22 protein-coding genes are annotated in these 24,220 nt (G+C 39.5%); 4 read left to right on the top strand and 18 right to left on the bottom strand.

Annotated features, from left to right (window positions below; genetic code table 11):
- Positions 1-22: 22 nt before the first annotated feature.
- Positions 23-2,758 (bottom strand): CDP-glycerol glycerophosphotransferase family protein, encoded by a 2,736-nt coding sequence (locus J2S77_RS12495; RefSeq protein WP_306977844.1) that lies wholly within the window; start codon positions 2,756-2,758, stop codon positions 23-25.
- Between the two features lie 159 nt (positions 2,759-2,917).
- Here J2S77_RS12495 and tagD point away from each other — a divergent pair, with 159 nt between their 5' ends.
- Positions 2,918-3,307 carry a glycerol-3-phosphate cytidylyltransferase gene (tagD, locus tag J2S77_RS12490; protein WP_306977842.1) on the top strand — a complete coding sequence of 130 codons (390 nt, stop codon included), beginning with the start codon at positions 2,918-2,920 and terminating at the stop codon, positions 3,305-3,307.
- A 128-nt stretch (positions 3,308-3,435) separates the two neighbouring features.
- Positions 3,436-4,530 carry a CDP-glycerol glycerophosphotransferase family protein gene (locus J2S77_RS12485; protein ID WP_306977840.1) on the top strand — a complete coding sequence of 365 codons (1,095 nt, stop codon included), beginning with the start codon at positions 3,436-3,438 and terminating at the stop codon, positions 4,528-4,530.
- 97 nt (positions 4,531-4,627) lie between these two features.
- On the opposite strand, the gene J2S77_RS12480 is transcribed toward J2S77_RS12485, so the two are convergent.
- Both J2S77_RS12480 and J2S77_RS12475 read right to left on the bottom strand, forming a co-directional pair.
- Entirely contained in the window at positions 4,628-5,728 is a 1,101-nt protein-coding gene (locus J2S77_RS12480) for a CDP-glycerol glycerophosphotransferase family protein (RefSeq protein ID WP_306977838.1), read from the bottom strand.
- An 81-nt stretch (positions 5,729-5,809) separates the two neighbouring features.
- Complete coding sequence (locus J2S77_RS12475) at positions 5,810-6,769, bottom strand: LCP family glycopolymer transferase (protein ID WP_306977836.1); 960 nt, start codon at positions 6,767-6,769, stop codon at positions 5,810-5,812.
- 256 nt (positions 6,770-7,025) lie between these two features.
- On the opposite strand from J2S77_RS12475, the gene J2S77_RS12470 reads away from it, so the two are divergent.
- Positions 7,026-8,072, top strand: a complete 1,047-nt coding sequence (locus tag J2S77_RS12470) for an LCP family protein (RefSeq protein ID WP_306977834.1) — start codon at positions 7,026-7,028, stop codon at positions 8,070-8,072.
- A gap of 33 nt (positions 8,073-8,105) precedes the next feature.
- Here the strand turns inward: J2S77_RS12470 and wecB are convergent, their stop codons facing one another.
- The 5 genes from wecB to J2S77_RS12445 all read right to left on the bottom strand — a co-directional run bounded on the left by wecB (position 8,106) and on the right by J2S77_RS12445 (position 15,061).
- Positions 8,106-9,239 (bottom strand): non-hydrolyzing UDP-N-acetylglucosamine 2-epimerase, encoded by a 1,134-nt coding sequence (gene wecB / locus J2S77_RS12465; RefSeq protein WP_306977832.1) that lies wholly within the window; start codon positions 9,237-9,239, stop codon positions 8,106-8,108.
- A 227-nt stretch (positions 9,240-9,466) separates the two neighbouring features.
- Positions 9,467-12,541, bottom strand: a complete 3,075-nt coding sequence (locus J2S77_RS12460; RefSeq protein ID WP_306977830.1) for an efflux RND transporter permease subunit — start codon at positions 12,539-12,541, stop codon at positions 9,467-9,469.
- 3 nt (positions 12,542-12,544) lie between these two features.
- Positions 12,545-13,411, bottom strand: coding sequence for an efflux RND transporter periplasmic adaptor subunit (locus J2S77_RS12455; RefSeq protein ID WP_306977828.1), 867 nt, complete (start codon positions 13,409-13,411; stop codon positions 12,545-12,547).
- Between the two features lie 11 nt (positions 13,412-13,422).
- A complete protein-coding gene (locus tag J2S77_RS12450; protein ID WP_306977827.1) occupies positions 13,423-14,253 on the bottom strand; it encodes a TetR/AcrR family transcriptional regulator in 831 nt (276 codons plus the stop codon).
- 319 nt (positions 14,254-14,572) lie between these two features.
- The gene (locus J2S77_RS12445) at positions 14,573-15,061 is read right to left on the bottom strand and encodes a competence protein ComK (protein WP_306977825.1); all 489 of its coding nucleotides are present in this window, start codon (positions 15,059-15,061) and stop codon (positions 14,573-14,575) included.
- Positions 15,062-15,258: 197 nt separating this feature from the next.
- Between J2S77_RS12445 and J2S77_RS12440 the strand changes: the two genes are divergently transcribed.
- Positions 15,259-15,444 carry a YjfB family protein gene (locus J2S77_RS12440; protein WP_306977823.1) on the top strand — a complete coding sequence of 62 codons (186 nt, stop codon included), beginning with the start codon at positions 15,259-15,261 and terminating at the stop codon, positions 15,442-15,444.
- Between the two features lie 43 nt (positions 15,445-15,487).
- Here the strand turns inward: J2S77_RS12440 and J2S77_RS12435 are convergent, their stop codons facing one another.
- From J2S77_RS12435 to spoIIID, 10 genes are all read right to left on the bottom strand, one after another.
- The gene (locus tag J2S77_RS12435) at positions 15,488-15,751 is read right to left on the bottom strand and encodes a hypothetical protein (RefSeq protein ID WP_306977821.1); all 264 of its coding nucleotides are present in this window, start codon (positions 15,749-15,751) and stop codon (positions 15,488-15,490) included.
- A gap of 124 nt (positions 15,752-15,875) precedes the next feature.
- The gene (gene fabZ, locus J2S77_RS12430; RefSeq protein ID WP_306977819.1) at positions 15,876-16,316 is read right to left on the bottom strand and encodes a 3-hydroxyacyl-ACP dehydratase FabZ; all 441 of its coding nucleotides are present in this window, start codon (positions 16,314-16,316) and stop codon (positions 15,876-15,878) included.
- Positions 16,317-16,328: 12 nt separating this feature from the next.
- Entirely contained in the window at positions 16,329-16,691 is a 363-nt protein-coding gene (locus J2S77_RS12425; RefSeq protein ID WP_306977817.1) for a DNA-directed RNA polymerase subunit beta, read from the bottom strand.
- Between the two features lie 21 nt (positions 16,692-16,712).
- The gene (locus tag J2S77_RS12420) at positions 16,713-17,537 is read right to left on the bottom strand and encodes a flagellar hook-basal body protein (RefSeq protein WP_306977815.1); all 825 of its coding nucleotides are present in this window, start codon (positions 17,535-17,537) and stop codon (positions 16,713-16,715) included.
- Positions 17,538-17,564: 27 nt separating this feature from the next.
- Positions 17,565-18,386 carry a flagellar hook-basal body protein gene (locus J2S77_RS12415; RefSeq protein WP_306977813.1) on the bottom strand — a complete coding sequence of 274 codons (822 nt, stop codon included), beginning with the start codon at positions 18,384-18,386 and terminating at the stop codon, positions 17,565-17,567.
- A 33-nt stretch (positions 18,387-18,419) separates the two neighbouring features.
- Entirely contained in the window at positions 18,420-19,421 is a 1,002-nt protein-coding gene (locus J2S77_RS12410) for a rod shape-determining protein (protein WP_306977812.1), read from the bottom strand.
- A gap of 426 nt (positions 19,422-19,847) precedes the next feature.
- The gene (locus tag J2S77_RS12405) at positions 19,848-21,494 is read right to left on the bottom strand and encodes an acyl-CoA dehydrogenase family protein (protein ID WP_306977810.1); all 1,647 of its coding nucleotides are present in this window, start codon (positions 21,492-21,494) and stop codon (positions 19,848-19,850) included.
- Positions 21,491-23,005: a class I adenylate-forming enzyme family protein gene (locus tag J2S77_RS12400; RefSeq protein ID WP_306977809.1), complete on the bottom strand. Its 1,515-nt coding sequence runs from the start codon at positions 23,003-23,005 to the stop codon at positions 21,491-21,493. Before J2S77_RS12400 ends, J2S77_RS12405 begins: the two co-directional genes overlap by 4 nt.
- Complete coding sequence (locus tag J2S77_RS12395; RefSeq protein ID WP_306977807.1) at positions 23,002-23,391, bottom strand: MerR family transcriptional regulator; 390 nt, start codon at positions 23,389-23,391, stop codon at positions 23,002-23,004. Before J2S77_RS12395 ends, J2S77_RS12400 begins: the two co-directional genes overlap by 4 nt.
- 155 nt (positions 23,392-23,546) lie before the next feature.
- Positions 23,547-23,804: a sporulation transcriptional regulator SpoIIID gene (gene spoIIID, locus J2S77_RS12390; RefSeq protein WP_167261951.1), complete on the bottom strand. Its 258-nt coding sequence runs from the start codon at positions 23,802-23,804 to the stop codon at positions 23,547-23,549.
- Positions 23,805-24,220 lie beyond the last annotated feature (416 nt).

Below are 24,220 nucleotides of genomic sequence, written 5' to 3'. Positions count from 1 at the left end.
TTTTTGCTTCGGAGTTTTTCATTCATAATTTCTCTACTTCATCAAAGATACGTTTACTATTATTTTGATCTTGATATTTGAATAAATAATTTAAGTTTTGTCCTTGTGTTTCTGATACTTCAAAATTATTATAAGTATATTTTCTAATGTAGTGAATGATCTCTTCTTCATCACTTGATATATCACCAATAAAAGTTTTATTTGGATGTCTTAAAATACCATTTTGAAAGAACTTGTTATAATCAAAATGATAAAAGATAACTGGTTTATTCAAATAGTTAAAATCCATTGATACTGATGAATAATCAGTAATCATTAAGTTATGTTCCGTTATTAAGTCTTGTATGTTCTTTGTACCTAATGAAATGATATTAATTTTTGAATGGTTCAATTGATTAAAATATTTTATATATGGCTGTAATCGATAGTGAAGATAAACATTAAGTTGAACATTGTAATCATTCAACAAATTATGCAATGATTTATTATCTAACAAGCTAGAATATTTTTGGTAAAATTCAGATTGCAGGAAATTATCGTCATTAGTAAGCCATGGTCTCCATGTAGGGATCAATAATATTTGACAATTTTGCTCCGATTGATCAATTAACCCATCAAACCTTGATAATCCAGTTACTTTTACCTCACTTTCTGAATATCCCATTTCATTAATTACCAAACTCTTTTCATCTTCTGAACTTACACAGAATAAATGGTAAGGATATTGATAATCTTCTTTGTAATACTCCACTTTTCTTCTTCCTAGAATCCCATGCTGTAAGAATACTCTCTTTCCTTGTTTATATGAAGGATAATCAACCGCTTTCGTCGGTAAGAAATATTCAACTTCATGAGATGCAATGAATTTGTTCGCAATTGCACTCAATCGATAGTGTTTTAAAGAACCGAGCTCGACAATATTTTCATATCCCTCTAAATTCTTTCTATCCTTTGAGTTAGGATGAATGACATAGTAAACAGCCTTTTCTGGGTATTGTTCTCTACAGTATTTAAAAAAATGATAACCTGTGTCTTGTGCTGTATCTTCTCTTTCTCCAACTAGCCATATATCCTTTGATTTAAATAGCAATCTATCGAAATACTGAAAATACTTTAAATACAAATGCTTAATTACTGGTACTTTGAAGATATCAATTTTAAGATTTCCATACGGGGTGATGGATAAATAATAATACTTAAAATCACCATCATAAATTATTTTTCGAGTCATAACACTATCTTTTTTAAAGTCAAAATCTTCTTTCCCTAACTTCCTTTCTAACGTGAAATGCCCGTTATGAAGCTGAATATAAAAGTCAATCGTGTTATGCCTTTGCAGGTCATCAGATAATAATTCTTTTAAATTAATTTTTTGTCGAAATGAGCCATCTCTATTTATATTTAACTCTCTAAAAATTTCATTATTGCCGCTGCGAGTTCTTATAATAATCTGTTTAGTAAAGTTCTCAATGTTTTTGAAATCTGGGATGTTTAAATAACCAATCAGTAATAAACTCTTCCCTTCAAAACCTCCATAAGAAACATCTCTTTCTAATGAAATTCGATCTTTAATTATAGATAAGTTACCATTAATTGTTTGATACATATACGTTTTGTAAGGCTCATCATCAAAATTAATTATAGATTCTTTAGGTTCAAGTTCTTTATTGATTTTAATTCTTAATAAATCATCTGATTGATTTGTTTTTATGTAACAATGCCACTTATTCATGTTTAAGTTCTCATCGTCAATTTCGTCATACTTTATACTTGCAGTTATTTTAAGGGTATCAGCAGCCATTTCTAAAACTTTAACTGGTATTTCATAGTGTACTTCTTGCCCGTTTTCTTTTACTATTAAAGAATCAATCTGGTCTTTTTGTAGATTCGTAACCAACTTACCTTGCATTTCAACCCCAAAATTAATATCGCTATGGTGGAAATTAATATCTTGTAGTGTAATGGTTTGACTTAAGACTTCTAATGAATACGAACCTTTTACTGTTTGGTATGGTCCTACATTTATAAAATCATTGGAACCATTCAATAAACCATGATCCATTTTAATTGCACTATGCCAAGATTTCAGTCGATAACTATTACCATCATCCAGTTCAATATATAGATCCCATACTCCCTCAGTAAGTTTTTCTAATTCTAGATAAGAAGTCCATTCATTGTTTTCAAGTTGTTCTATTTCTGTATAGAAATAGTCATTATCACTGCCTCTTTCTGTTGCTAATAATCTAAAGTAGTTAGATGATATTAATTCTTCACTTATATAACCATGCAGTTGCAACATCCCGTTAATCACTTCATTTGCATAAACATAACTCGGTAATATTTCTAGAGTATTATTTTTAATAAATTTATTCGTAATCGCTTTGAGAGCATTACTCTTTGAAGTTAATTCTAAAAGAGTTGATTTTTGAACTTTTTTAAACTGGAATCCTTGAATCCTGTCATTTAAACTATTACTAATTTGGATATGGTAATTATTATTTTCCGTTTTAATATAAAAAGTCCCTTTTTTCTTTAGTTCGCTTAATAAGAAAGTGGCTTTATATTCATTCTCTTTTATCATATATAATGAAGATAGAGTAATTTCCTTTTCTGTTCGTTCTTCTAAAAACGTTAAACTTGATTTATGTAAATCTTCTCTAGACCCCTGGAGTTTCACTGTAACTTGATCAATTTCTTCCATATATATGTCAATTAACTGACAAAAATCCTCTGAAATAACAACATTCTGATCCATTTAAAAGTACTCCTCTCACTATTTCTCTATAATCACTCATCTAATTGTAACTTCATTTTAATCTTGTTATAATTGATTATTTCTAACTAACAGTTTACAATATAAATTGTCTATATGCATTATAGGAGATAGTTTTAGATAGTTTTAGGAGGAACAACCATGAAAAAAATAATTACCTACGGAACATTTGATTTGTTACATGTAGGCCATATAAATATATTAAGACGCGCGAAAGAATTAGGCGATTATTTAATCGTTGCGATTTCAACTGATGAGTTTAACGATCTAAAAGGAAAGCAAGCTTATTATTGCTATGAGGATCGAAAAGTTATATTAGAAGCAATTGAATATGTCGATGAGGTCATACCTGAGAATCAATGGGAACAGAAAATTGATGATGTTGTAACACACAATGTTGATACCTTTGTCATGGGGCATGACTGGGAAGGCGAGTTTGATTTTCTAAAAGACCATTGTGAAGTTGTCTACCTCCCTCGTACTGAAGGGATTTCCACAACAAAAATTAAAGAGGATTTGAACCAGATATAATGATGTTAAGAGAGTTTTTCGTTTCTCTTTACCTACTTCATGTTAAGTTCTGGTTTTCCCTCTTCAAACAATTTCCTCAAAAGAAAAAAACTGTTTTCATCAGTACTTTTGGGGAAAATATTTTTTTTGTGTGGAATAAAGTAAGACAAGAAACTGATCAGGATACGATCATTTTACAAATCCCTAACAGTCAAGGCGAATTCTATGAAGATGAACAAACGACCATTATTTCATTTGATCTCAGCAAGTCATATATTGGATTTGTGAAAGGAATCTATCATCTTGCAACGTCTAAGGTCGTTTTTGTTGATAATTATGTTGGTTTGCTTGCAGGAACACCTTTTCACAGCAATGTCGAGTGCGTTCAGTTATGGCATGCGAATGGAGCCATTAAACAATTCGGCATGCGTGATCCTAGTATTTCACATCGATCAAATCGCGCCAATGAACGTTTCCAAACAGTCTATAACCGCTTCACTCATATAACTGTTGGATCAAATGAAATGGCAGATATCTTTAAAGAGGCATTTAACACTAATAATGAAGTCGTGCTTAAGACAGGTGTGCCCAGAACGGATTTATTTTTTGATGAAGCGAATGTAGAATCTATTAAAGCTAAATTAGAAGATTTATATCCACAAATTAACGATAAACAAGTCATCATGTATGCGCCAACTTACCGAGAACAAGAATTAAATGATCCAGATATACATCTAGATCTTGATCATTTATATCAAACACTAAGTGATAATTATATCTTATTGTTACGATTACACCCGGCAGTTAAGCATCAATATGATGGTAAATATTCGGGTTTTGTCATTGATGTATCTGATTACAGTGACTTAAATCATTTATTATTAGTGACGGATATTCTGATCAGTGATTATTCATCGATCCCTTTTGAGTTCTCATTACTAGAAAAGCCGATGATTTTCTACCCTTATGACCTTGAATCATATCGGCAAGAACGTGGTTTTTGGGAAGCTTATGAAAAACTAGTACCTGGGCCTATTGCTATTGATACGCAGGATATTGCTCAGCTAATTAAAGACAATCAATTTAACTTATCTCAGGTTCGTGAGTTTTCTCAAATCTGGAACAAGTATAATGATGGGTTCGCAACTCAAAAACTCGTTAATTCAATCTATGAAATCGATTCTCTTATTCCTTCGGGTGAACAGGAAGATCCAAGTTATCAGCCTGTCTCAAATGACAGTTAACATTTAATATATTTAAGTAATTGAGGTGTTGAAGTTACTTCAACACCTCATTATTTTTTAGCTTATAAAATAACTTATTAGAAAATCCACCATCGCTTTACTTCTTCATTATCTCTTCTACTAAATTAACTACTCTCTGCACCGATCGACCATCTTGATGATAGATAAACATTTCCTTCAATCTTTCTCGCTCGGATGTATAATCATCTTGATCAAATGCCTGTTGAATAGCTTGTATAACTTCCTCTGTAGATGCAACATGGTCACCTGGTGTCCAATCTTCATAAGGTTCTAACAGAAAACCTCTTACCTTACTGTAATGCTCTAAATCCTGGTTAATAAACACTATTGGGTTATTTGTTAATAAGTAATCAAAATAGATACTCGAGTAATCTGTTATTAACAAATTAGTGTGGGGAAGTACTTGGTAAAAATCCAAATCAGATTCTTGTAACTTTTCGTTTGTCAAAAACATAATATGTCGCGTATGGATTGTTTGAATTTCTTTTTCCGCAAGTGGGTGTAATTTAACAATAAGTAAGTACGAGTTCTCCTCGAGAAATTGAATGAATTGCTCATTCAGTATTAGATCTAGTGCATCTTCTCCTTCCACTCGATTCTGATAGCCTGATCTGTAAGTGGGAACGTATAGCAGCACTTTATCAAAGTCATGAAATTGATCAGTTATGTCATTGTCTTTTTGTTGAAACAAATAATCCGTTCGAGGGCTCCCCAATATTTGATGATTTGCAAAAGGAATGTGCATGCAGGCAGCTAATAATGTTGATTCAAGCTTGGACGATGTAATCAGATAATCTATATTAAACCCATCAGCATCGTATATTCGAGAATCATTTTCCATATACATCATGCTCTTAAGTGGAATCCCGTGCCATAATTGGATCAATGTTTGCTTAGGATTTAGTTTTTTTACTCCATGACTAGAAATTATTAATTCGTAAGACGACATGTTCAATAACGCCGATATATATTTGATATAGTCTATGATTGTATGTCTATCGAAATAGATCTCTTCTGATGGGTAAACATCAACGACGTAATCTTGTTGCAATGGTTGAACAAGCGGTCTCGTATTTGATCCCGAGGGAAATGAGGACTCAATGATTAGAATCGTTCCTTTATTAATCGATTTCATGGAACAAAGCCATTTTACTACAACATATATTAAATTTTTCATGTGATCACCTAAAAACATTGTTAACTAACCGACAGATGGATATTCTATAATTAAGAAAAAAGCCAGCGGATGCCCGCTGACTTATTCCTCATTCATATGCTCTTCTAACAAATTCCGAATCCGACTTTTTTCCTGATCAGAAACTACATAATAGTAAAGCTCTTGTTGCACATTAGGTGACCATAAACGTTGCCCAGTGCCATCAATTTCAACCTGAATTGTTTCTTCTCTTGTCCCCCGGTAATCAAGGAATAACTGACGCATTTCTTCCATGTCCGTATTCGTCTGGACATTGGAACCAACTGCACCTAGAATATTGTCTACTCTTGTAAATGATTCAAAGGACATCGCCTCATTAATCAATTGATTAATGATTTGTTGTTGTCTTGTATTACGACCTAAATCACCACGAGGGTCTTCTTTACGCATCCGAGAATAAATTAAGGCTTCTTCACCGTTTAAAGTGATTTCACCTGTCGGGAAGTCGTGGCCACCATGACTGAATGCTTGATCGTTATTAACAGTTACACCACCAATGGCATCAACGCCATCCTTTAAGCCTTCCATATTAATTCGTGCATAAAAATGTACTGTGGTATCCAAGAAATTCTCTGCCGTTTGTACAGCTAATTCTGAACCCCCAAAGGCATAGGCGTGATTGATTTTATCTTTATCGTGTCCTGGAATACTCACTCGCGTATCACGTGGGATATTAAACATTAACATCTCTTCAGTATCGGGATTAAGTGATAACAAAATCATCGTATCCGAACGTCCGACATCGTTCTCACGTTCGTCTACCCCAAGCAATAAAACATTGACTGTATCCTTATCATCCAATCGTGTTTGAACTTCTTCCTTTTTCTCCGTATCGGATTCTAATGGCGTGTACATTGTATCAACTGTATCATTTAATTTCATGTACAGATAAACACCGTAACTAATAATCCCGACCAATAATAGGATTACTATGGTCCAGATTATTTTCTTTTTACTTCTTTTACCTTGTTTTTGTTCTCGTCTTTCTTTACGGGATTCCATATACAAATTCCTTTCAATAATAAACCTATAATTTTTATTATACCTTATTGCTTTTACAAATGAAATATTTCGAGTTTAATATTGATGAATTCAATGAGATAAAAATTTCCATCTATTTTTCGTTAAATTCATGTACAAATGATGTGAAAATCAGTATAATTTATAAAGTAGAATTTTATAGAATTGCGTCACCTAAAATTATCTTATGACGTCTAATGGTATAGAGTAAAAATATATAAGTAGGATGGATTTCATTATGGTTAGAATACAAGAAAGAAAAGAAAGACGACGCAAACGTTTAAAGCGTCGGATATTAATATTTTTTACGGTGATTGCGATTGCTGTGATTAGTGGAACTGCATATACTTACTTCGAGTACCAAGCTGGTCAACAAGCAGCTGAAGAAGAAATGGCAGATGCTCAAAATGAAGAACAAAGTGAACAATATAAAGAGGAATTCCAAGGGGATAACACAGAAGATTCCATAACTAACGTTTTACTAATTGGTAAAGATTCAAGCGGTGGAAAATCTGAGAATACTGATACAATCATGATTGGACAGTATGATCCCGAGGAAGAATCAGCAAAGCTCGTTTCGGTTATGCGAGACATGTATGTTGAAATTCCTGGACATAGCAACAATAAGATCAATGCTGCATTTGCTTTAGGCGGACCTGAACTCTTACGCCAGACGATTAAAGAGAATTTTGATGTTGATATTGATTATTATGCCATGGTTAACTTTGATGGATTCGAAGGCATTGTTAACACGATTGCGCCTGACGGACTAACCATTGATGTAGAGAAAGACATGCAATATGAAAGTGGCGATGGCCTAGTTGATATCGATTTACAGGAAGGCGTCCAGGACTTAACTGGTGAAGAAGTGTTAGAGTATGCGCGTTTCCGAGCTGACAACGAAAATGATTTCGGTCGTGTTCGCCGCCAGCAACAAGTCATGTCAGTATTAAAAGATCAAATGATGTCATTTACTGGTGTTTCGAAATTACCACGTGCTGTTGGAACACTTGAGCCTTATGTCGATACAAACATGGATACAGGAAAAATGATTTCGACCATGACAAGTTACCTTCGAAACACACCTGGCGAAATCGAAACGCTAAGAATTCCTGTTGAAGGCAGTTATTCCAATGAACGCTATAGTCATGCTGGCTTAGCATTAGAAGTTGACTTTGCTGAAAACACAAGAGAATTGAACGACTTCTTAGGTCAGGTAGATGATCAAGTCGAAACCGTTAAAAATGAAGATGATGAGGAAATTCATGACGATGAAGCCTCATAGAGAAAAAGCAGCCATATAATGTGGCTGCTTTTTCTATGAATTAGAATTGTTATCATTTTTAAAGTAATCGACAATAGCATCTGCAATTTGTTGTGAAGCAGTTCCATCTCCATATGGGTTGGAAGCTCTGGCCATTTCGGCATATTTTGTATCATCCGACAATAATTCATTAGCTAATTGCACAATTTCATCTTCATCAGTACCAGCTAGTTTTAATGTTCCAGCTGCCACGCCTTCTGGTCGTTCAGTTGTGTCGCGTAATACAAGGACTGGCACACCAAGCGAAGGTGCTTCTTCTTGCACACCACCTGAATCCGTTAAAATAAGATGTGATTGGGCCGCAAAATTATGAAAGTCAATCACACCAAGTGGTTCGATTAAGTTAATGCGTTCATCATCACCTAAAATTGCGTTTGCCGTCTCTTGAACGACTGGATTTAAGTGAACAGGATAAACAACATGCAAATCATCATGCGTTTCAACCATTCGTTTGATTGCGCGAAACATTTGCTCCATATTCTGACCTAAGTTCTCACGACGATGAGCTGTTACCAACACTAAGCGTTTATCACCTACTTCATCTAGTATTGGACTGCTGTAATTGTGATCGACAGTCGTTTTTAACGCATCAATCGCTGTGTTCCCTGTTATCACAATCGAATTTTCATCTTTGTTTTCATTTAGTAGATTGGCTTTTGCTTGATCTGTTGGAGCGAAGTGCATATCAGCCATCACGCCTGTTAGTTGACGATTCAATTCTTCTGGAAATGGTGAATGCTTATTCCACGTACGCAGACCCGCTTCAACATGTCCTACAGCCGTCTGGTTATAGTAGGCTGCAAGAGAGGCCGCAAAAGTCGTTGTCGTATCACCATGTACAAGGACGATATCAGGCTGGGCTTCTTTAATCACTTGATCAAGTCCTTCTAGTGCACGATTCGTCACTTGAGCTAACGTTTGTTTAGCTTTCATAATATTGAGGTCATAGTCTGGCTCAATATCGAAAATCGACAATACTTGATCGAGCATTTCACGATGCTGGGCCGTGACGGTTACGATTGTTTCAAACTGCTCGTTTCGCTTGTTAAGTTCAAGGACTAGTGGAGCCATCTTAATGGCTTCTGGCCTAGTGCCAAATACTGTCATTACTTTAATTTTTCGATTCACGTTTTTCACTCCAGTTAACCATCATTTATGACTTGTTGATGGAATAATTATGGTCAGCATTCATGTTTAACACTTTTATTCCCATTATACTAAATATAACCAAAAAGTAATCCTGTCTAAGTAAATTCTTTTTTCGCTCTTTCCTTGACTTACAAATAATAAAAAATGCGCTACCTCAATCTCGGTAGCGCATTTTTCATGATCTTAGAATTCTTTTTTCAAGAACACTATTCCTTCTTACGACGTTTCGTAAATTTAGCCGATAAGTCATCAAACAACGTGTAGACAACTGGAATTAAGAGTAGCGTAAAGAGCATCGAGACGGTTAGGCCGAAGATGATGACCACAGCAAGTGGCTGTTGTGCTTCTGCACCTTGACCGAGTCCGATTGAAAGCGGGATCATACCGAGCACGGTCGTCAATGTCGTCATTAGAATCGGACGAAGACGATTGGCGCCGGCTTCGAGTACCGCTTCAAAGCGCTCTTTACCTTTCTCACGTAAAATATTAATATAGTCAACCAGCACGATCGCATTGTTCACGACAATCCCGGCGAGCATGATGACCCCGATAAAGGCTGGGATACTGAACGGTAAACCAGTGATAAATAGACCGCCGATAATCCCGACTACTGTCGCAGGTAATGAGAACATGATCGTAAATGGATGTAAGAAGTTCTCAAACTGAACAGCCATGACGGCGTAAACAAGGAAAATCGAGAAGATGAGCGCTACGGCTAAGTCGCCAAATGCGTCTTGCATATCTTGCGCTTCACCGCCCATGGAATAGTCATAACCGTCAGGCATTTCAAGGTTTGAAAGCTCTGCTTGAATATCACTTGTCACACTACCTAAGTCACGGTCTACTACGTCGCTAGTGACGTTAATTTGGCGTTCTTGGTTTTGACGCGTTAATGTCGTCGGGCCTTGCACTTGTTCTAACTCCGCAATCTCTTGAAGCGTCAATTGCGCTCCGGTTGGCGCTTGAAGTGACATATTACGAATATCCTCAATCGAATCACGACTATCTTCAGGTGTCATGATGCGAACATCTAATTCTTCACCACCACTTCTGTATTGAGTGGCAACTTGCCCCATCATTTCTGACTGAAGTTGGCCCATGACTTGTTGCTGAGTCAGGCCATATTCACTAGCTACATTGTCATTTAACGTAATTTGCATCTCTGGACGACTTTCTTCAGCTGATGTCGTTGGATTATGCACGCCGTCAACTTCAGAAATGATATTGATAAACTGATCACCTAGTTGTTGTAGGGTATCATAGTCATCGCCTGTGATTTGAATTTGGACAGGACTGCCACCACTAATACTAGCACCCATGGCATTAACAGTAATATCAGCACCAGCAATGTCTTCAGTCTGGTCATTCCAGTCTTGCATCACTTGTTGTGTCGTTCGGTCGCGTTCACCTGATGGGATTAATTGAACCATGTAGGAAGCTGTATTATTCGAGCCTCCCATGCCCATACCACCAGCAGCGCCACCACCGCCACCAACTGTGACGAAGTTGGACTCAATCACGTCTTGATCTTGATCTAAGACGTTATTCACGCGATCAACGACCTCATTCGTTGTATCAAAGTTCGTGCCACTTGGGGTTTCTACTGAAATCTCAATTTGACCTTGGTCGGCTTCAGGAATAAAGGCCGCACCGAGCTGTGGCACGAGTAGTAAACTACCAATAATAATCGCGAGAGTACCAAAAATCGTCGTCTTACGGAAGCGTAGCACACCGCGTAAGGCTTTTTGATAGACGCTTACAACGCCATCTAAGAAACGATCAAACCAGTAACGGCGACCGCCTTGATCAACGGCTTTCGTCAGTAATTTCGACGAAAGCATCGGAATCAAGGTCACGGAAGCTGCGAGTGACGCAATCAGAGCAAAAGCTACCGTTAAGGCGAGCGGCGTAAATATTTCGGATGCAATTCCTTCAACGAACACAATCGGTAAGAACACTACTAAGGTTGTGGTCGTCGAAGCTACAACGGCAGATGCGATTTCGGATGCACCGAGCCGGGCCGCTTCCTTAATCGGGTAGCCCCTCTCCCTGTAGGTGTAAATATGCTCCAGTATGACAATCGAGGAGTCGACCATCATACCGATTCCGAGCGCGAGTCCACCCATCGTTAAGATATTCACCGTTTCACCGGAGAAGTACATGAGTGAAAACGCGGTAATGACCGCAATCGGAATCGATAAACCAATGACTAGCGTTGCACGGAAACTCTTCAGGAATAATAAGAGAATCATGACGGCAAATGCTGCACCAATAATGATATTCTGGAAAACAGAGTCAATCGACTGGCGAATGAATTCAGCCGTATCGAACACGACGCTAACATCAACCGCTTCAGGTAAATTTGATCTAACATCGTCTAGTGATGCGATCACTTCATCTGAAACCGAAACCGTATTCGCATCTGTCTGTTTTAAAATATTCGTCACGACAGCTTGATCACCATTAACGAGTGTGCGCTGATTTTGATCCGTCGTAGTTCGTTCAATAGTGGCGACATCTGATAGTTGTAGGAAATCGCCTTCGCCCGTTTGGATCAAGGTTTCACGAATTTCATCAATCGACCCATAATCACCTGGCATTCGTAACTGTAATTCTTGCGTACCACGGTCAACCACGCCAAGTGAAGCTGATTGATTAGCTCCTTGCACACTTTCCATCACATCTTGTGTCGTTAAGCCAAATTGACTGAGGCGTGCATCATCTAAGACGACTTGCACTTCTTCTGATTGACCACCTTCAATGTTGACGGAACCAACGCCAGATTGACGACTTAAGAGTGGTTCCAATTCATTTTCAGCTAAATCATTCAGTGTCGCTTGGTCAGACCCTGTTAGACCTACCCACATAACAGGCATTTGTTGCGGGTCAAAACGAAGCACGCTCGGATCATTCGCTCCGTCAGGTAAAAAGCCTCGGACTTGGTCGACCGACTCACGGACATCTAGCATTGCCTGATCCAGGTCGGTATCCATCGAGAACTGGATCATAACCATAGATGATCCTTGTTGAGATTGAGCTTGTAATGTTTCGACACCTTCAATCGTGCCGACAGAGTCTTCCACTGGTTTCGTCACGAGTTCTTCTACTTCTTGAGGAGCCGCATCGTCATATGATGTCGCGACCACAGCGATTGGTAATTCAATATCTGGATACAAATCAACAGGTAAACTCCGGAATGAAATAAAACCCATCGCTAAAATCGCCAAGACGATCATAATGACGCCGACTGGTCGTTTAATCGATGTATTAACTAATCGCATACGTTATTCCTCCTCAACGACACGGACATTCGAGCCATCTTCAATCGTTAATTGACCACTTGAAATAACCGCATCGTCTGCTGCGAGTTGTTCATCTTCTACTTCAATCGCTGTTTCGGCAGATTGTTTTTGAATAATTGAAACGTTAACTTCTTTTGCTTGCCCATCTTCCATAATAAAGACAAATGTTTGCCCACTACGTTCAATCACCGCTTCAGTCGGGACAACTAAAGCATTTTCCGCTACAACATGATCGAGTTGAATTTGTCCAGTTAAGCCAGACGGAATTGTGTCATCGGGTTGATCAGCTTCTGCTTCAACACTGAACATGCCGTTATCACTTGTACTACTCGCTACATATGTGACTTCCGCTTCACCTGTGGCATTAGCTTGTGACACGTCATAAGTTACCGTGTCCCCTTCAGAGAAGAGATTACGGTTTGATTGGGTGACCTGGAATTGGAAAATCATCGGATCACGATCGATCACCATTCCTGCAGGTTCTTCCGTTGTCAGCATGTCACCTTCTGCATAATTAAAATCCGTTAGTAAACCGTCCATTGGCGCTACTAACTCCAGTAATCCTCGTTGTGTTTGGTATTCTAATAACACATCGTCTTCTTCCACTGTTTCGCCGCGCTCTGCCATGACTTCTTCTACTTCACCAGCTGCCTGAGCCATAACTGGTGATTGGTCATTTGGCATGATACGGCTTGAGAACGAACGGGTTTCTGTAAAATCTTCTTGTTTCACCGCCACCGTTTCAACTGGCGTTTCTGTTTCAACATTTTCTTCTTCATCTTGGCTTTCGCCATTACATGCCGCCAACACCATAAGCGCCGCGACAAGCATCATCATCCATTTTTTCATATTGAACACCTCTATCCCTTTCGTTGATCTCGAAGTTCTTGAATATTATCACGAATCACGTCGTATTGTTCCAGATTAATTAATAACGAATCAATGACGACTGATTCTGGTTCTGGTTTGCTTAGTTCATTTTCAATAGCTGTTAAAACACGTGACGCTTCTGGCCGGTCTTTTGGATCAAGGTTTAAAATGTATTGCCGAACCGTTGCGACCAGTAGAGATTCGTCAGTTAAAAACTGCGGTGTCTGCTTAATCGGCGTCGGCTCCCCTTCACTCATAACATCTTGGCAAATTTTATAGATCCGTTTCGTCAAATAGCTTGGGAGTTGCTTCAGATCAATCGCGTCCTCGTCAATGAGCAACCAATTCATATAACTATGAATTAATCCGTCCGTCATGACAACAACATCGTATAAATATGGTTTAATCGCTTCACCATTAATGGCTGAAATATTTTGTTCGAGCCAGTGATAATGCTGTTGTTTCATCTCCGTCATAAACCATTCCATATCACGATCAATTGGGACCTGTTCTTTTAGGACCATTTGAATCAACGCTTTATGATTCAGCAAAAAGTGAAACACAACGTCCAATTGGTATGTAAAAGAATCCATTGCCGTCTGAGCTTGCCTTGTTTCCTCAGCCATAGCTTCCTCAATTTGAGTATAATAATAATCATAAATCGCACGTAATAAATCATTTTTGGATGTGAAATAATTATAAAACGAACCTTTCGCAACCTGAGCCTCGTCAACAATCTGCTGCACAGACGTCTCATGAAAGCCACGTTCCGCGAACAGATCAATACTCGCCTCAATAATCAACCTCTTTTTCTCTTGCATCCTATCATCCCTTTTACTATAGAATGACCAGTCAGTCACCTCTTCACTTTACCAAATACATGATATAGAAACAAGACTAAAGTCTTGATTAAATTATGACAATTGAACGAGAGTTGTTGTTTGGGATGGCATTCATTTAATTGGGTGGGTGCTCGCTCAATTAGTTTGGAGAGCGCTCATTTATGCTGTGACTCGATCATTTATTTCGGCTTACTCTATTCATAAAAGTATCAACAATTAAAAACGCGACGGTTGCTCTACAATCCGTCGCATTTCATAATATTGTTATCGTTTTTGTTTAATTCGTCTTAAATTAATATTAGTTAATGTCGTCTTTTTTGATAAAATAACCGATTAAAAAGCTGGCATAAAGCATTTGTTTGTGATAGATGGCTGGTGTGATTTCTAAGTCGACTTGCTTTCGGTTAGTTAGGGTGATGGTCTTGAAAAAGTCACCTTTTGCGCTTGATTTGATGTCTAAGGCGTAATGATAAGAAAACCAATCAGCGCGTTCCCGTTTCTTCATCGTTGTTGGTACAAAAATGCTACGTAAATCGGTTTCAATTGGAATGGGAAGGCGGGTCTTCTTATGTAAGAGCTCTGCGACTGCTCTTTTGCGACCTTCATAGGTTGTAAGACCTTTACGTATGCACGATTCATCTAAGATATCCTCAGGCGATTGCTGACATAGGTATTCGGCATTGCTCTCGTATATCCAACTTTTATAAGTTTGGTCAGCGAAATGTTTTATAACCATAGTATTTTCGTTAATAATGTATTGATTCAATTTTTTGATATTATTCATCATGCTTGTTCCCTTCATGGTTTATTTCGACTTGTTAAGCAAAAAACGATAACAAATGGTAAAAACAACCTTATATTACTATACTATTTTAAAAAATGAAGTTTTTCGACGAAAGTTGTCAAAATAAAACAATTATTTTGTCGACTTCAATTTTTCTACAAATTGTCCGATATTATGTATAAGAAATGTGAGGTGAGTTTATGGATGTAGCTGGAGCATCAATTGCAATGAGCACGATGCAAGCAAAACAACAATTTGACGTTGGATTGGCTGGTAAAATGAAAGACCAGATGGAACAACAAGGTGAAGCGTTCAACAAGCTGGTTGAGTCAAGCCAAGTCCCTTCTCACCCTAATTTAGGTCAGAGTATTGACTTAAAAGGTTAATGAAGTAGAAAAGGTCCGGAGCATTAGCTTCGGACCTTTTCGTTTATTCTTCTTCGTCTTCTCCATCCATCTCGTCTTGCATTTGATCAGATTCATCTTGTCCACCATTTTGGTTATCCTGACCATTTCCGTTTCCATTTTCATTTTGATCCTTATTCTCGTCATCATTTTCGCCTTCTTGCTGCATGTCTGACTCTTCTTCAGGTGCATCTGTTCCACCATTTTGTTCATCTTCTGACTCTCCACACGCCGTAAATAGAAAAATCGACATGATACAAACCAATAATAGCTTCCATTGTTTTTCCATACATAAACCTCCCATAAACATTTTAAGGGTAGTATGTGTAAACGATAGGAAATTATTTATAAAATAAGGATTTTTGTTAAATTAAAAACCACCATGCTCATCATGGTGGTTTAAGTCATTAAAATTACGATTCTTCTTCTGGATCGACAATCGCAAACATAATTTCCGCTTCACAAGCGACTTCACCGTCAACTGATGCGACGGCTTTTCCTTTTCCGACTGGGCCTTTCAATTTCACAAGATCAACTTCCAATTTCAGCGTATCACCTGGTTTAACTTGACGCTTAAAACGGCATTTATCGATGCCTGTAAACATACCGAGTTTACCTTGGTTTTGCTCAAGATTTAAAATCGCAACAGCACCAACTTGGGCTAGTGCTTCAACGACTAACACACCTGGCATGACCATGTAATTCGGAAAATGTCCTTGGAAAAATGGTTCGTTTGCAGTCACATTTTTATACCCAACAGCTCGTTCACCTTCAGACAGTTCAGTCACTTGGTCGACTAATAAAAAAGGGTAACGATGCGGGAGAATACGTTTAATTTGTTCAATATCTAACATAATGGCCTCCTCTTACTTTCCGCGAATGTAATCATACATGTTCTGCCATAAGTCTGGATCTAGGACGCTGCTTGGGTCATCACCTTCACCAACTACGCCATAACCTACCATAAGGCCTAAAATCGTCGCAACAATCGCTAAGATAATCACAAGTAAAAAGCGAAGCCAGACAGGTAAGTAACGTACACGGCCTTTACGTTTCTTCTTGTTTTTCTTTTTTTCTTCTTTGGCTGCTTTGCGTTGTGACTTTTCTTGATTATTCGTTTGATCTTCTTTCACATGCTGATCTTCATTCGTCTGTTTAGGTTTAGGATTATACTTTTTAGTCCCTTTAATTTGCCTGGACTGTTGTTGATCTTTTTCTTCTGAAGCCATAAGCCTACCTCAATTCTCACTCTATCTCATATTACTAATCGAACTCATCATTTGATCACCAATCGTCAGTGATTTTGCGTTAAACTGATAAGCTCGCTGCGCCTCAAGCATTTGTGTCATTTCCTGACCCATATTGACATTTGATGTTTCTAAAGAACGGGTCATCAAGTTCGCTTCATCTGGTGCGACTGCTGCGACGACATCTTCAATCGGTTGGCCAAGTTCTGCTTCATTAATGGAAAACGAGTTCTCATCAACAGGTTCTAACACACGTGAATTAGCAATATCGACTACTTCAATTGTGTCTTCTACAGCTGTATCACCATCACGTGTGACTTCAACTTCGCCATTTTCGTTAATTGAAACATCATCAAAACCACCATCGAGAACGACGGCGCCATCTTCACCATTCGCAGGGTAACCTGCATTTGTCGTTAACATCATATCACCGTTTTCTTGTTCAGACAAATAAAAATTACCCGCGCGTGTAAAGCGTTCTTCCACGCCGCCTTCTTCACCAGGACCGTTAATAACGAAAAAACGGTTATCGTCTTGAATCGCGACGTCTAACGCTCGACCACTATCTTCAATCGAACTCGAATCCATGTTCATATTGATATTGCCTAGACCTGCACCAGAGCCAACACGTATGCCATCTGGTGTTAATCGAGGTGAATCAGCATCGTGACCCGCGATGTTATCAACTTGATTATGTAAGAGTGATGAAAATTCGGCTTGGCGTGCTTTATAACCTGTATTATCCATATTAGCTAAGTTATTCGATGTTAAATCCATTCGTTGTTGCAGCTGATTCATTGTTGATGCTGCATTATACATGTTACGCATGGTTGAAAACGCCTCCTCTACTGGCGATTAGCGTAAACGACCGATTTGGTTCGCTGCTAACTCCATACTTTGATCGAAAGTTTTCACAACTTGTTGGTTCATATCAAACATACGATGAGCTCGTGTCATATCAGCCATGACTTGTTGTTCATCCACATTCGACTCTTCTAAATGGTTTTGTTGAATTTGAAAGCCGACACCTCCAGCCCCACGAGCTTCCACGGCTGCTACATCACCTTCATTGGCAAACAGGTTATCGCCTTCTTTCACAAAATCATTCGTATTCTCATGGTAAGCCATACCGATTAATGTGTTATCAAAAGGTGAAACCACTTCACCATCTTCTGTTACCTCGAATTGATCCGTCCCTGTTTGAATGGTATCGCCATCTTCATCTAAGACATAATGACCTTGGTTCGTCGTCAAAAAGCCTTCGCCATCAACTGTGAAATTACCATTTCGTGTATAACGAACATCGCCTTCCTCGTTTTGAATTTCAAAAAAGACTGACCCGTTTTCATCTGGCATATCACCATTTTGAATCGCTAAATCCGTTGATAGACCTGTCTCACGAATGTCACCTTGCGTCTGTAGTGGAACATCTTCCTGCATATAAACGCCAGAGTTAATATTGCCGACCGTATTCTGAAATGGTAGTTGTAAGCCATTTTCAGTCGGAACATCACGAGATTCTACATTTTGAATTAACATTTCTGGAAACGCTCTAAACGTTGAGCGGTCTTGTTTGAAACCAGGTGTCAAGGCGTTTGACATATTATTACTTAGTGAATCTTGATGACGTTGGTTAGCCATCATACCAGCTCCGGCTGCATTAAACCCTCTTAGCATGGTGTTCCTCCTCTAAGAAAATCTTGATTAAGATTAAACAATTTTGTCTTTCGGTAACTTATCAATATTCTCAAGCATAATGCCTGTTCCTTGTGCGACACAGTTCATTGGTTCTTCCGCAACAAAAACAGGAACTTTTAATTCTTCTGCTAGTAGCTGGTCAATACCGTCTGTTAACGCACCACCACCTGTAATAATGACACCGCGATCAATAATATCAGCTGACAATTCTGGTGGAGTTGTTTCAAGTACGGTTTTCGTTGCTTGGACAATCATGGATACAGATTCACGTAACGCTTCTTCGATTTCTTCGGAGTGAACCGTAATTGTTCTCGGTAAGCCTGAGACTAAATCACGTCCGCGAATGTCCATGGATTCATTACGATTACCTGGGAAAACCGTGCCTACATTGATCTTAATATCTTCAGCAGTTCGGTCACCGATTAATAATTTATATTTGCGTTTGATATACTGTAAAATTTCATGGTCAAATGTGTCACCAGCCATCTTAATTGACTGAGATGTGACAATATCACCCATACTGAGGACTGCAACATCCGTCGTACCGCCACCGATATCGACGACCATGTTTCCGCTTGGTTGGAAAATATCCATACCAGAGCCAACTGCCGCAACTTTCGGTTCTTCTTCTAAGTAGATCTTCTTACCGCCTGATTTCTCAGCAGCTTCTTTAATCGCTTTTTGTTCGACTTTCGTTATGTTCGTTGGGCAGCACACTAAAATGCGCGGTTTTGAGAACATACCGCGTACATTAATCTTTTCGATAAAGTGGCGTAACATCGCTTCAGTTACGTCAAAATCAGCGATCACCCCATCTTTGAGTGGACGAATCGCTTCAATATTACCCGGTGTACGACCGACCATTTTACGCGCCTCTTCACCGACTTCTAAGACTTTACCCGTGTTTCTGTCCATTGCGACAACAGATGGCTCGTCTAACACGATCCCTTTACCTTTGACATGAATCAATACGTTCGCCGTTCCTAAGTCAATCCCGATATCTCTTGCAAACATGTAACCTCGCTCCCCCTGCTTTTATCCTATATATTCACGTTTTATATACAATAATTCTATTTTATCATTTTATCACTATTTTCCTATCATGTCATGCCCTTTTTCGTATCATTGTGACAATTTACTTGGCGGTGATCGTTTCAGTCATTAAATAATCAGAAGCACCTCTGATTAGGAGGTGCTTCTGATCAAAATCGAAATTGGGATTGCGCCGTATGATGGTCGTGTTTCGCTGTATCGAGACGCATTTTCGCTGTATCGAGGCACTTTTTCGCTGTATGAAGTAAAGAAATCGCTGTATATTGACAGATTTTCGCTGTATCATGGTTCTAAATCGCTGTATAAGCACAATATTTCGCTGTATGATACTTGTTCTAATCGCCTAATCGAGCAGAAAATTGCTGTAAGAGCGTCAAATTCGCTGTATCATTCACCTACAATTGTTTTAAAATGACGCAAATGGAGATCCGTCACGTCATCAGGCTGGAACGTGTTATGCACATAAACTTCCGCAACAGCCAAACCACGCGCATCGCCCGCCGCTTCAAGCGCGACAACGGCTTCATAAATCCGCGTCATCTCATCTGCTATTTGCTTCGGATATTTAAGCATCAGCGTGTCATCACTCTCTGCAAGCGTTCCAAGTTTTGCTTGAAGCTGCTCTACCGCTTTGATGACAGGTTCAGCAACCTCTGCCACATCACCTGTCATAGCAGTTAATCGTTCACTCATCTCTCGCAAAAATGTCTCGTGCACACGGTATTTTTTCATTAAACGCAAGACTTCTAATCCTAAAATATTCGCTGTTCCTTCCCAAACCGTTAACACTTGGGCATCGCGCAGTAATCTTGGTGTGACAAAGTCTTCTATATAGCCGTTTCCGCCGTGCATCTCAATCGCTTCATGAGCAAAAGCAATTGATTGATCAGCGGTTTCTTTTTTCAATAAAGCAATATACAGGCGGAGCATCGCTTGGTCATGTTCACTCGGATCAGATCCTTTTGGCATCACTCGGTCGAATAACTGGATCATTTCGAATGACGCGCGCATCTCGACTTCCCATTTTGCCGCTAAATTCACGAGGGTTTCTTGGACCATTGGATAATCCACGAGTCTACCGCCAAACGCTTCTCGGGAAAACGCATAATCTCGCGCTTCACGGTATGCACGGCGCATGATGCCAAGTGAAGCCACCATATTACAAACGCGCGATAAATTTAGGGCCTCCATCATATATTTAAAACCTTGCGAGGCATCGCCGACCAGATAAGCTGTCGCCCCGTCGAATTCCACTTCCGCTGACGGTACCGCGCGTACACCGAGTTTGTCTTTTAAGCGGCGCACAGACAGCCTGCCCGCTTCACGATTTTCTTCCCAAGGCACGCAAAACAAACTTAATCCCTTCGTCCCATATTCAGCGCCTTCGATTCGGGCGAGCACCATGGCCACACCACACATGCCCGCGTTACTAGCAAAATATTTTTCACCGGTAATTCGATAATGATCGCCTTCTCGAACCGCTTCAACGACATTCGCGCCAACATCCGACCCACCCTGACGTTCAGTTAAAAATGTCGCGCCCTCATAAAGTTCTGTGTCACTTGTTGCAATCACATGCGGTAAAAAGCGCTCACGTACGTCATCATCTGCATATTGATCGATTAAATAAGCGGTCGCTTGCGTTAAAGTGACTGGACAATAAAAACCAGGTTCGGCCTGTGATAACAAGTAGCCTTGCGCAAACGAATAAGCGTAATTTCCATTTTGACCAATCTCAGGAATCGGTTTATGCACATAACCGACGATTCCTGTTCTGTAAGTTTCATCAACGGTTTGACGATAGCCTTCATTCACCCAGATCCGACTAACGTCATTCCCCCATTTGTCATATTTGATTAATTGTGGCTGCCCGGTTCTATCGGTATGTGCTGCGCGTTCGTCAATATCGGTCGCGACCCGTTCACCAAATTCCGCTAACGCTTCATCTGCGTATTGATAGAATTTTTCTGGTAGTTGTTTTCGTAAAATCGATTGTAAGACAGGGTCGTCATGGTAAAAATTCGGTTGGGTCATGATGTTGAAACCTCCTCGCGCAAATGTTGTCTAAGTAGTTTACCTGTTGCATTACGTGGCACTGCTTCGACTACTTGATAGAGTTTTGGTATTTTATAGCTTGCGACTTGAGCTTGTAAAAATTCGGTTAGACTCGTTTCGATCGCTGGATCATCTTCCTTCGTCACGACAAATGCTTTGACCGTTTCGCCCCATTCAGCATGAGGCACGCCGATTACCGCAACATCATCGACATTCGGATGTTGCATGATCACCTTTTCAATTTCAGTTGGGAAAACGTTCACACCACCTGATATAATCACGTCTTTCTTACGGTCAATCACCCAGAAATAACCGTCCTCATCTTGCATGCCAATATCACCTGTATAAAGCCAACCGTCAACTAGCGTTTCAGCTGTTTTCTCAGGTGCTTTATAATAAGCCTGCATCGTCCCTTCTCCGCGCAAAATAATTTCACCTGGCTCACCTCTCTGAACGTCTTGGCCATTTTCATCAACTAAACGAATCTCGCAGTTTAACGCTGCGCGCGAGCCAATACTTCCGGATTTTTCAGCATGTTCTTCAGGTAATAATAAAGTGCCATTCGGTCCCGCTTCAGTTAAGCCATAAACGCACATGAGCCGGTCGGTATCAAACGCCTTTTGCACGAATCGTACTTCATTTGCTCCAAGAGGCGCTCCGCCGTAAACCCAGTATTCCATCGAGGATAAATCGTATTGATTCACGTCAGGATGTTTCGCCGTCATCAGATAAGCCACTGGCGCACCAAAGAAATGGGTCACCTTCTCTTGTGAAACCGTTTGCAAGAGTAAATCTGGTGTAAACGTCGGCGCTAAAACATGCGTCGCTCCAACATATAAACCAGCCGCCATAAATAGATGAAGAGGCGCAGAATGACTAAGTGGCATCATGTGCAACACGCGACTGTCTTTATTCATCGGCATCTCAATACAAATCATTGTTGCGACTGTTAAAATGCTACGATGCGTAAACACAACCCCTTTTGGATTCCCTGTGGTACCTGAAGTGTACAAAATCGATGCTTGATCATCTTCCATCGCATCACAGGTTACCGGCGTTGGATCACCTTCTAATAATTCGGCAAAACTCATCCATTCGTCTTGCGCTTCACCCGTTTTAATCCACGTTAACGAATTATCATCCGCAAGGCCTTTCGCTTCATCAAATAATAATTCATGCGTCGCAAAATACGTCGCTTCACTATGGTCGATAATATACTGCATTTCGGGCTGGGTGAGTTTGGCATTAACCGGAATCACAATACCTTTCAAACGGACAACTGCCATGTATAGCATCATAAATTCAGGAACATTCGGCATATGAATCATTAATTTGTCACCTGATTGAAACCCTAATTGTGATAATGTGTTCGCAATCGCATTCACCGAATCATCCCACTGTGCATAAGAAAAACGAGCCTGTTGCGTGACCAAAGCCTCGTGCTCCGGATATTTGCGCGCTTGATACGCCAATAGTTCAGATAGATTCATAATTCATCCTCCTCCAATTGATTTAATTCGTCGTAAAACACTTGCATTAAGGATTCCATTTCACCTTTCATCACTTGCAGTTCATGAATGCGTTGGTCGACCTCGCTAATCTTCCCCTCGCCATATTCGATCGTGCGTTTTAACTGTTCATGTCCAGTCGGGTCTTCGTCGAATAAAAGCACCATTTCTTTGATTTCATCTAGATTGAAACCATATTTCTTACCGCGAAAAATGAGCTGAAGCTGGGTCACTTCCTTTTTCGTAAATTGCCGGTAACCACTGTCATTCCGTTCTGGTTTCAGTAGACCGATTTCTTCATAATAGCGAATCGTTCTAGTCGTTACATTAAAGTAGTTAGCAAGTTCCGAGATCGAATAGCGAGTCATGTTTATCACCCTCCCTTTTTGTTTTCAAAATATTCTTATATTTAAAGTTTAACATTGACGTTAACGTGAAGCTCAATCATTTTTCCGAAAACTAGTTGTCCTAAAATGAAACATAAAACGAGCCTGCCTCGTCTAACTATGGCAGGCTCAAGAAACTAGACACTACTTTTCTCGCTGTACTTCTTTTTCGTCGCTTCACCACCCCGCAAATGCCTGATTGACTTATGGTAATGCAACACGTATTCAACTTCTTTGGCTAGGACGGGATTAATCGTAGGTAAACGCTCAGTCAGATCTTTATGGACGGTGCTCTTTGACACGCCAAATGATTTCGCAATGACTCTGACCGTTTGACGTGTTTCCAATAAATGCTCAGCGATCTTGATCGTTCGTTCTTTGATGTAATCATGCACATCACTCGCCTCCTGAGATGTTGACACTTAAGGTGTTGATGGTACATTTTATTCACGCATTTATGGGATTATGCTAATGGGTCCATGTTGGTCTGTGGTTCAGGTAACTCGGATGACTCGGATAGTGAATTTAATTAAGTGGCGATGATTATTTTGAGTGGATTTGAACCGGGTCGATGGTATTCAGCTGTAGGTCGATGGTATTTGTGCTGAACTCGATGGTATGCTGCTTGCACTCGATGGTATTTCAACCTAACTCGATGGTAAACTTGCCCAACTCGATGGTATTGCACCTTAACTTGATGGCAAATCTCCCATCGGGGGATAGAGTCCATATAATTGTGTAAAAAGGGTCATTTTCCTCTCCACATGGTACAATGTTTTCAACCACAAAAACGATTACCAGGAGGAGAGTA

Origin of the sequence: Alkalibacillus salilacus, assembly GCF_030812915.1 — a bacterium.
GTDB classification, from domain to species: Bacteria; Bacillota; Bacilli; order Bacillales; family Alkalibacillaceae; genus Alkalibacillus; species Alkalibacillus salilacus.
This window is presented reverse-complemented; position numbering and strand designations above follow the sequence as displayed.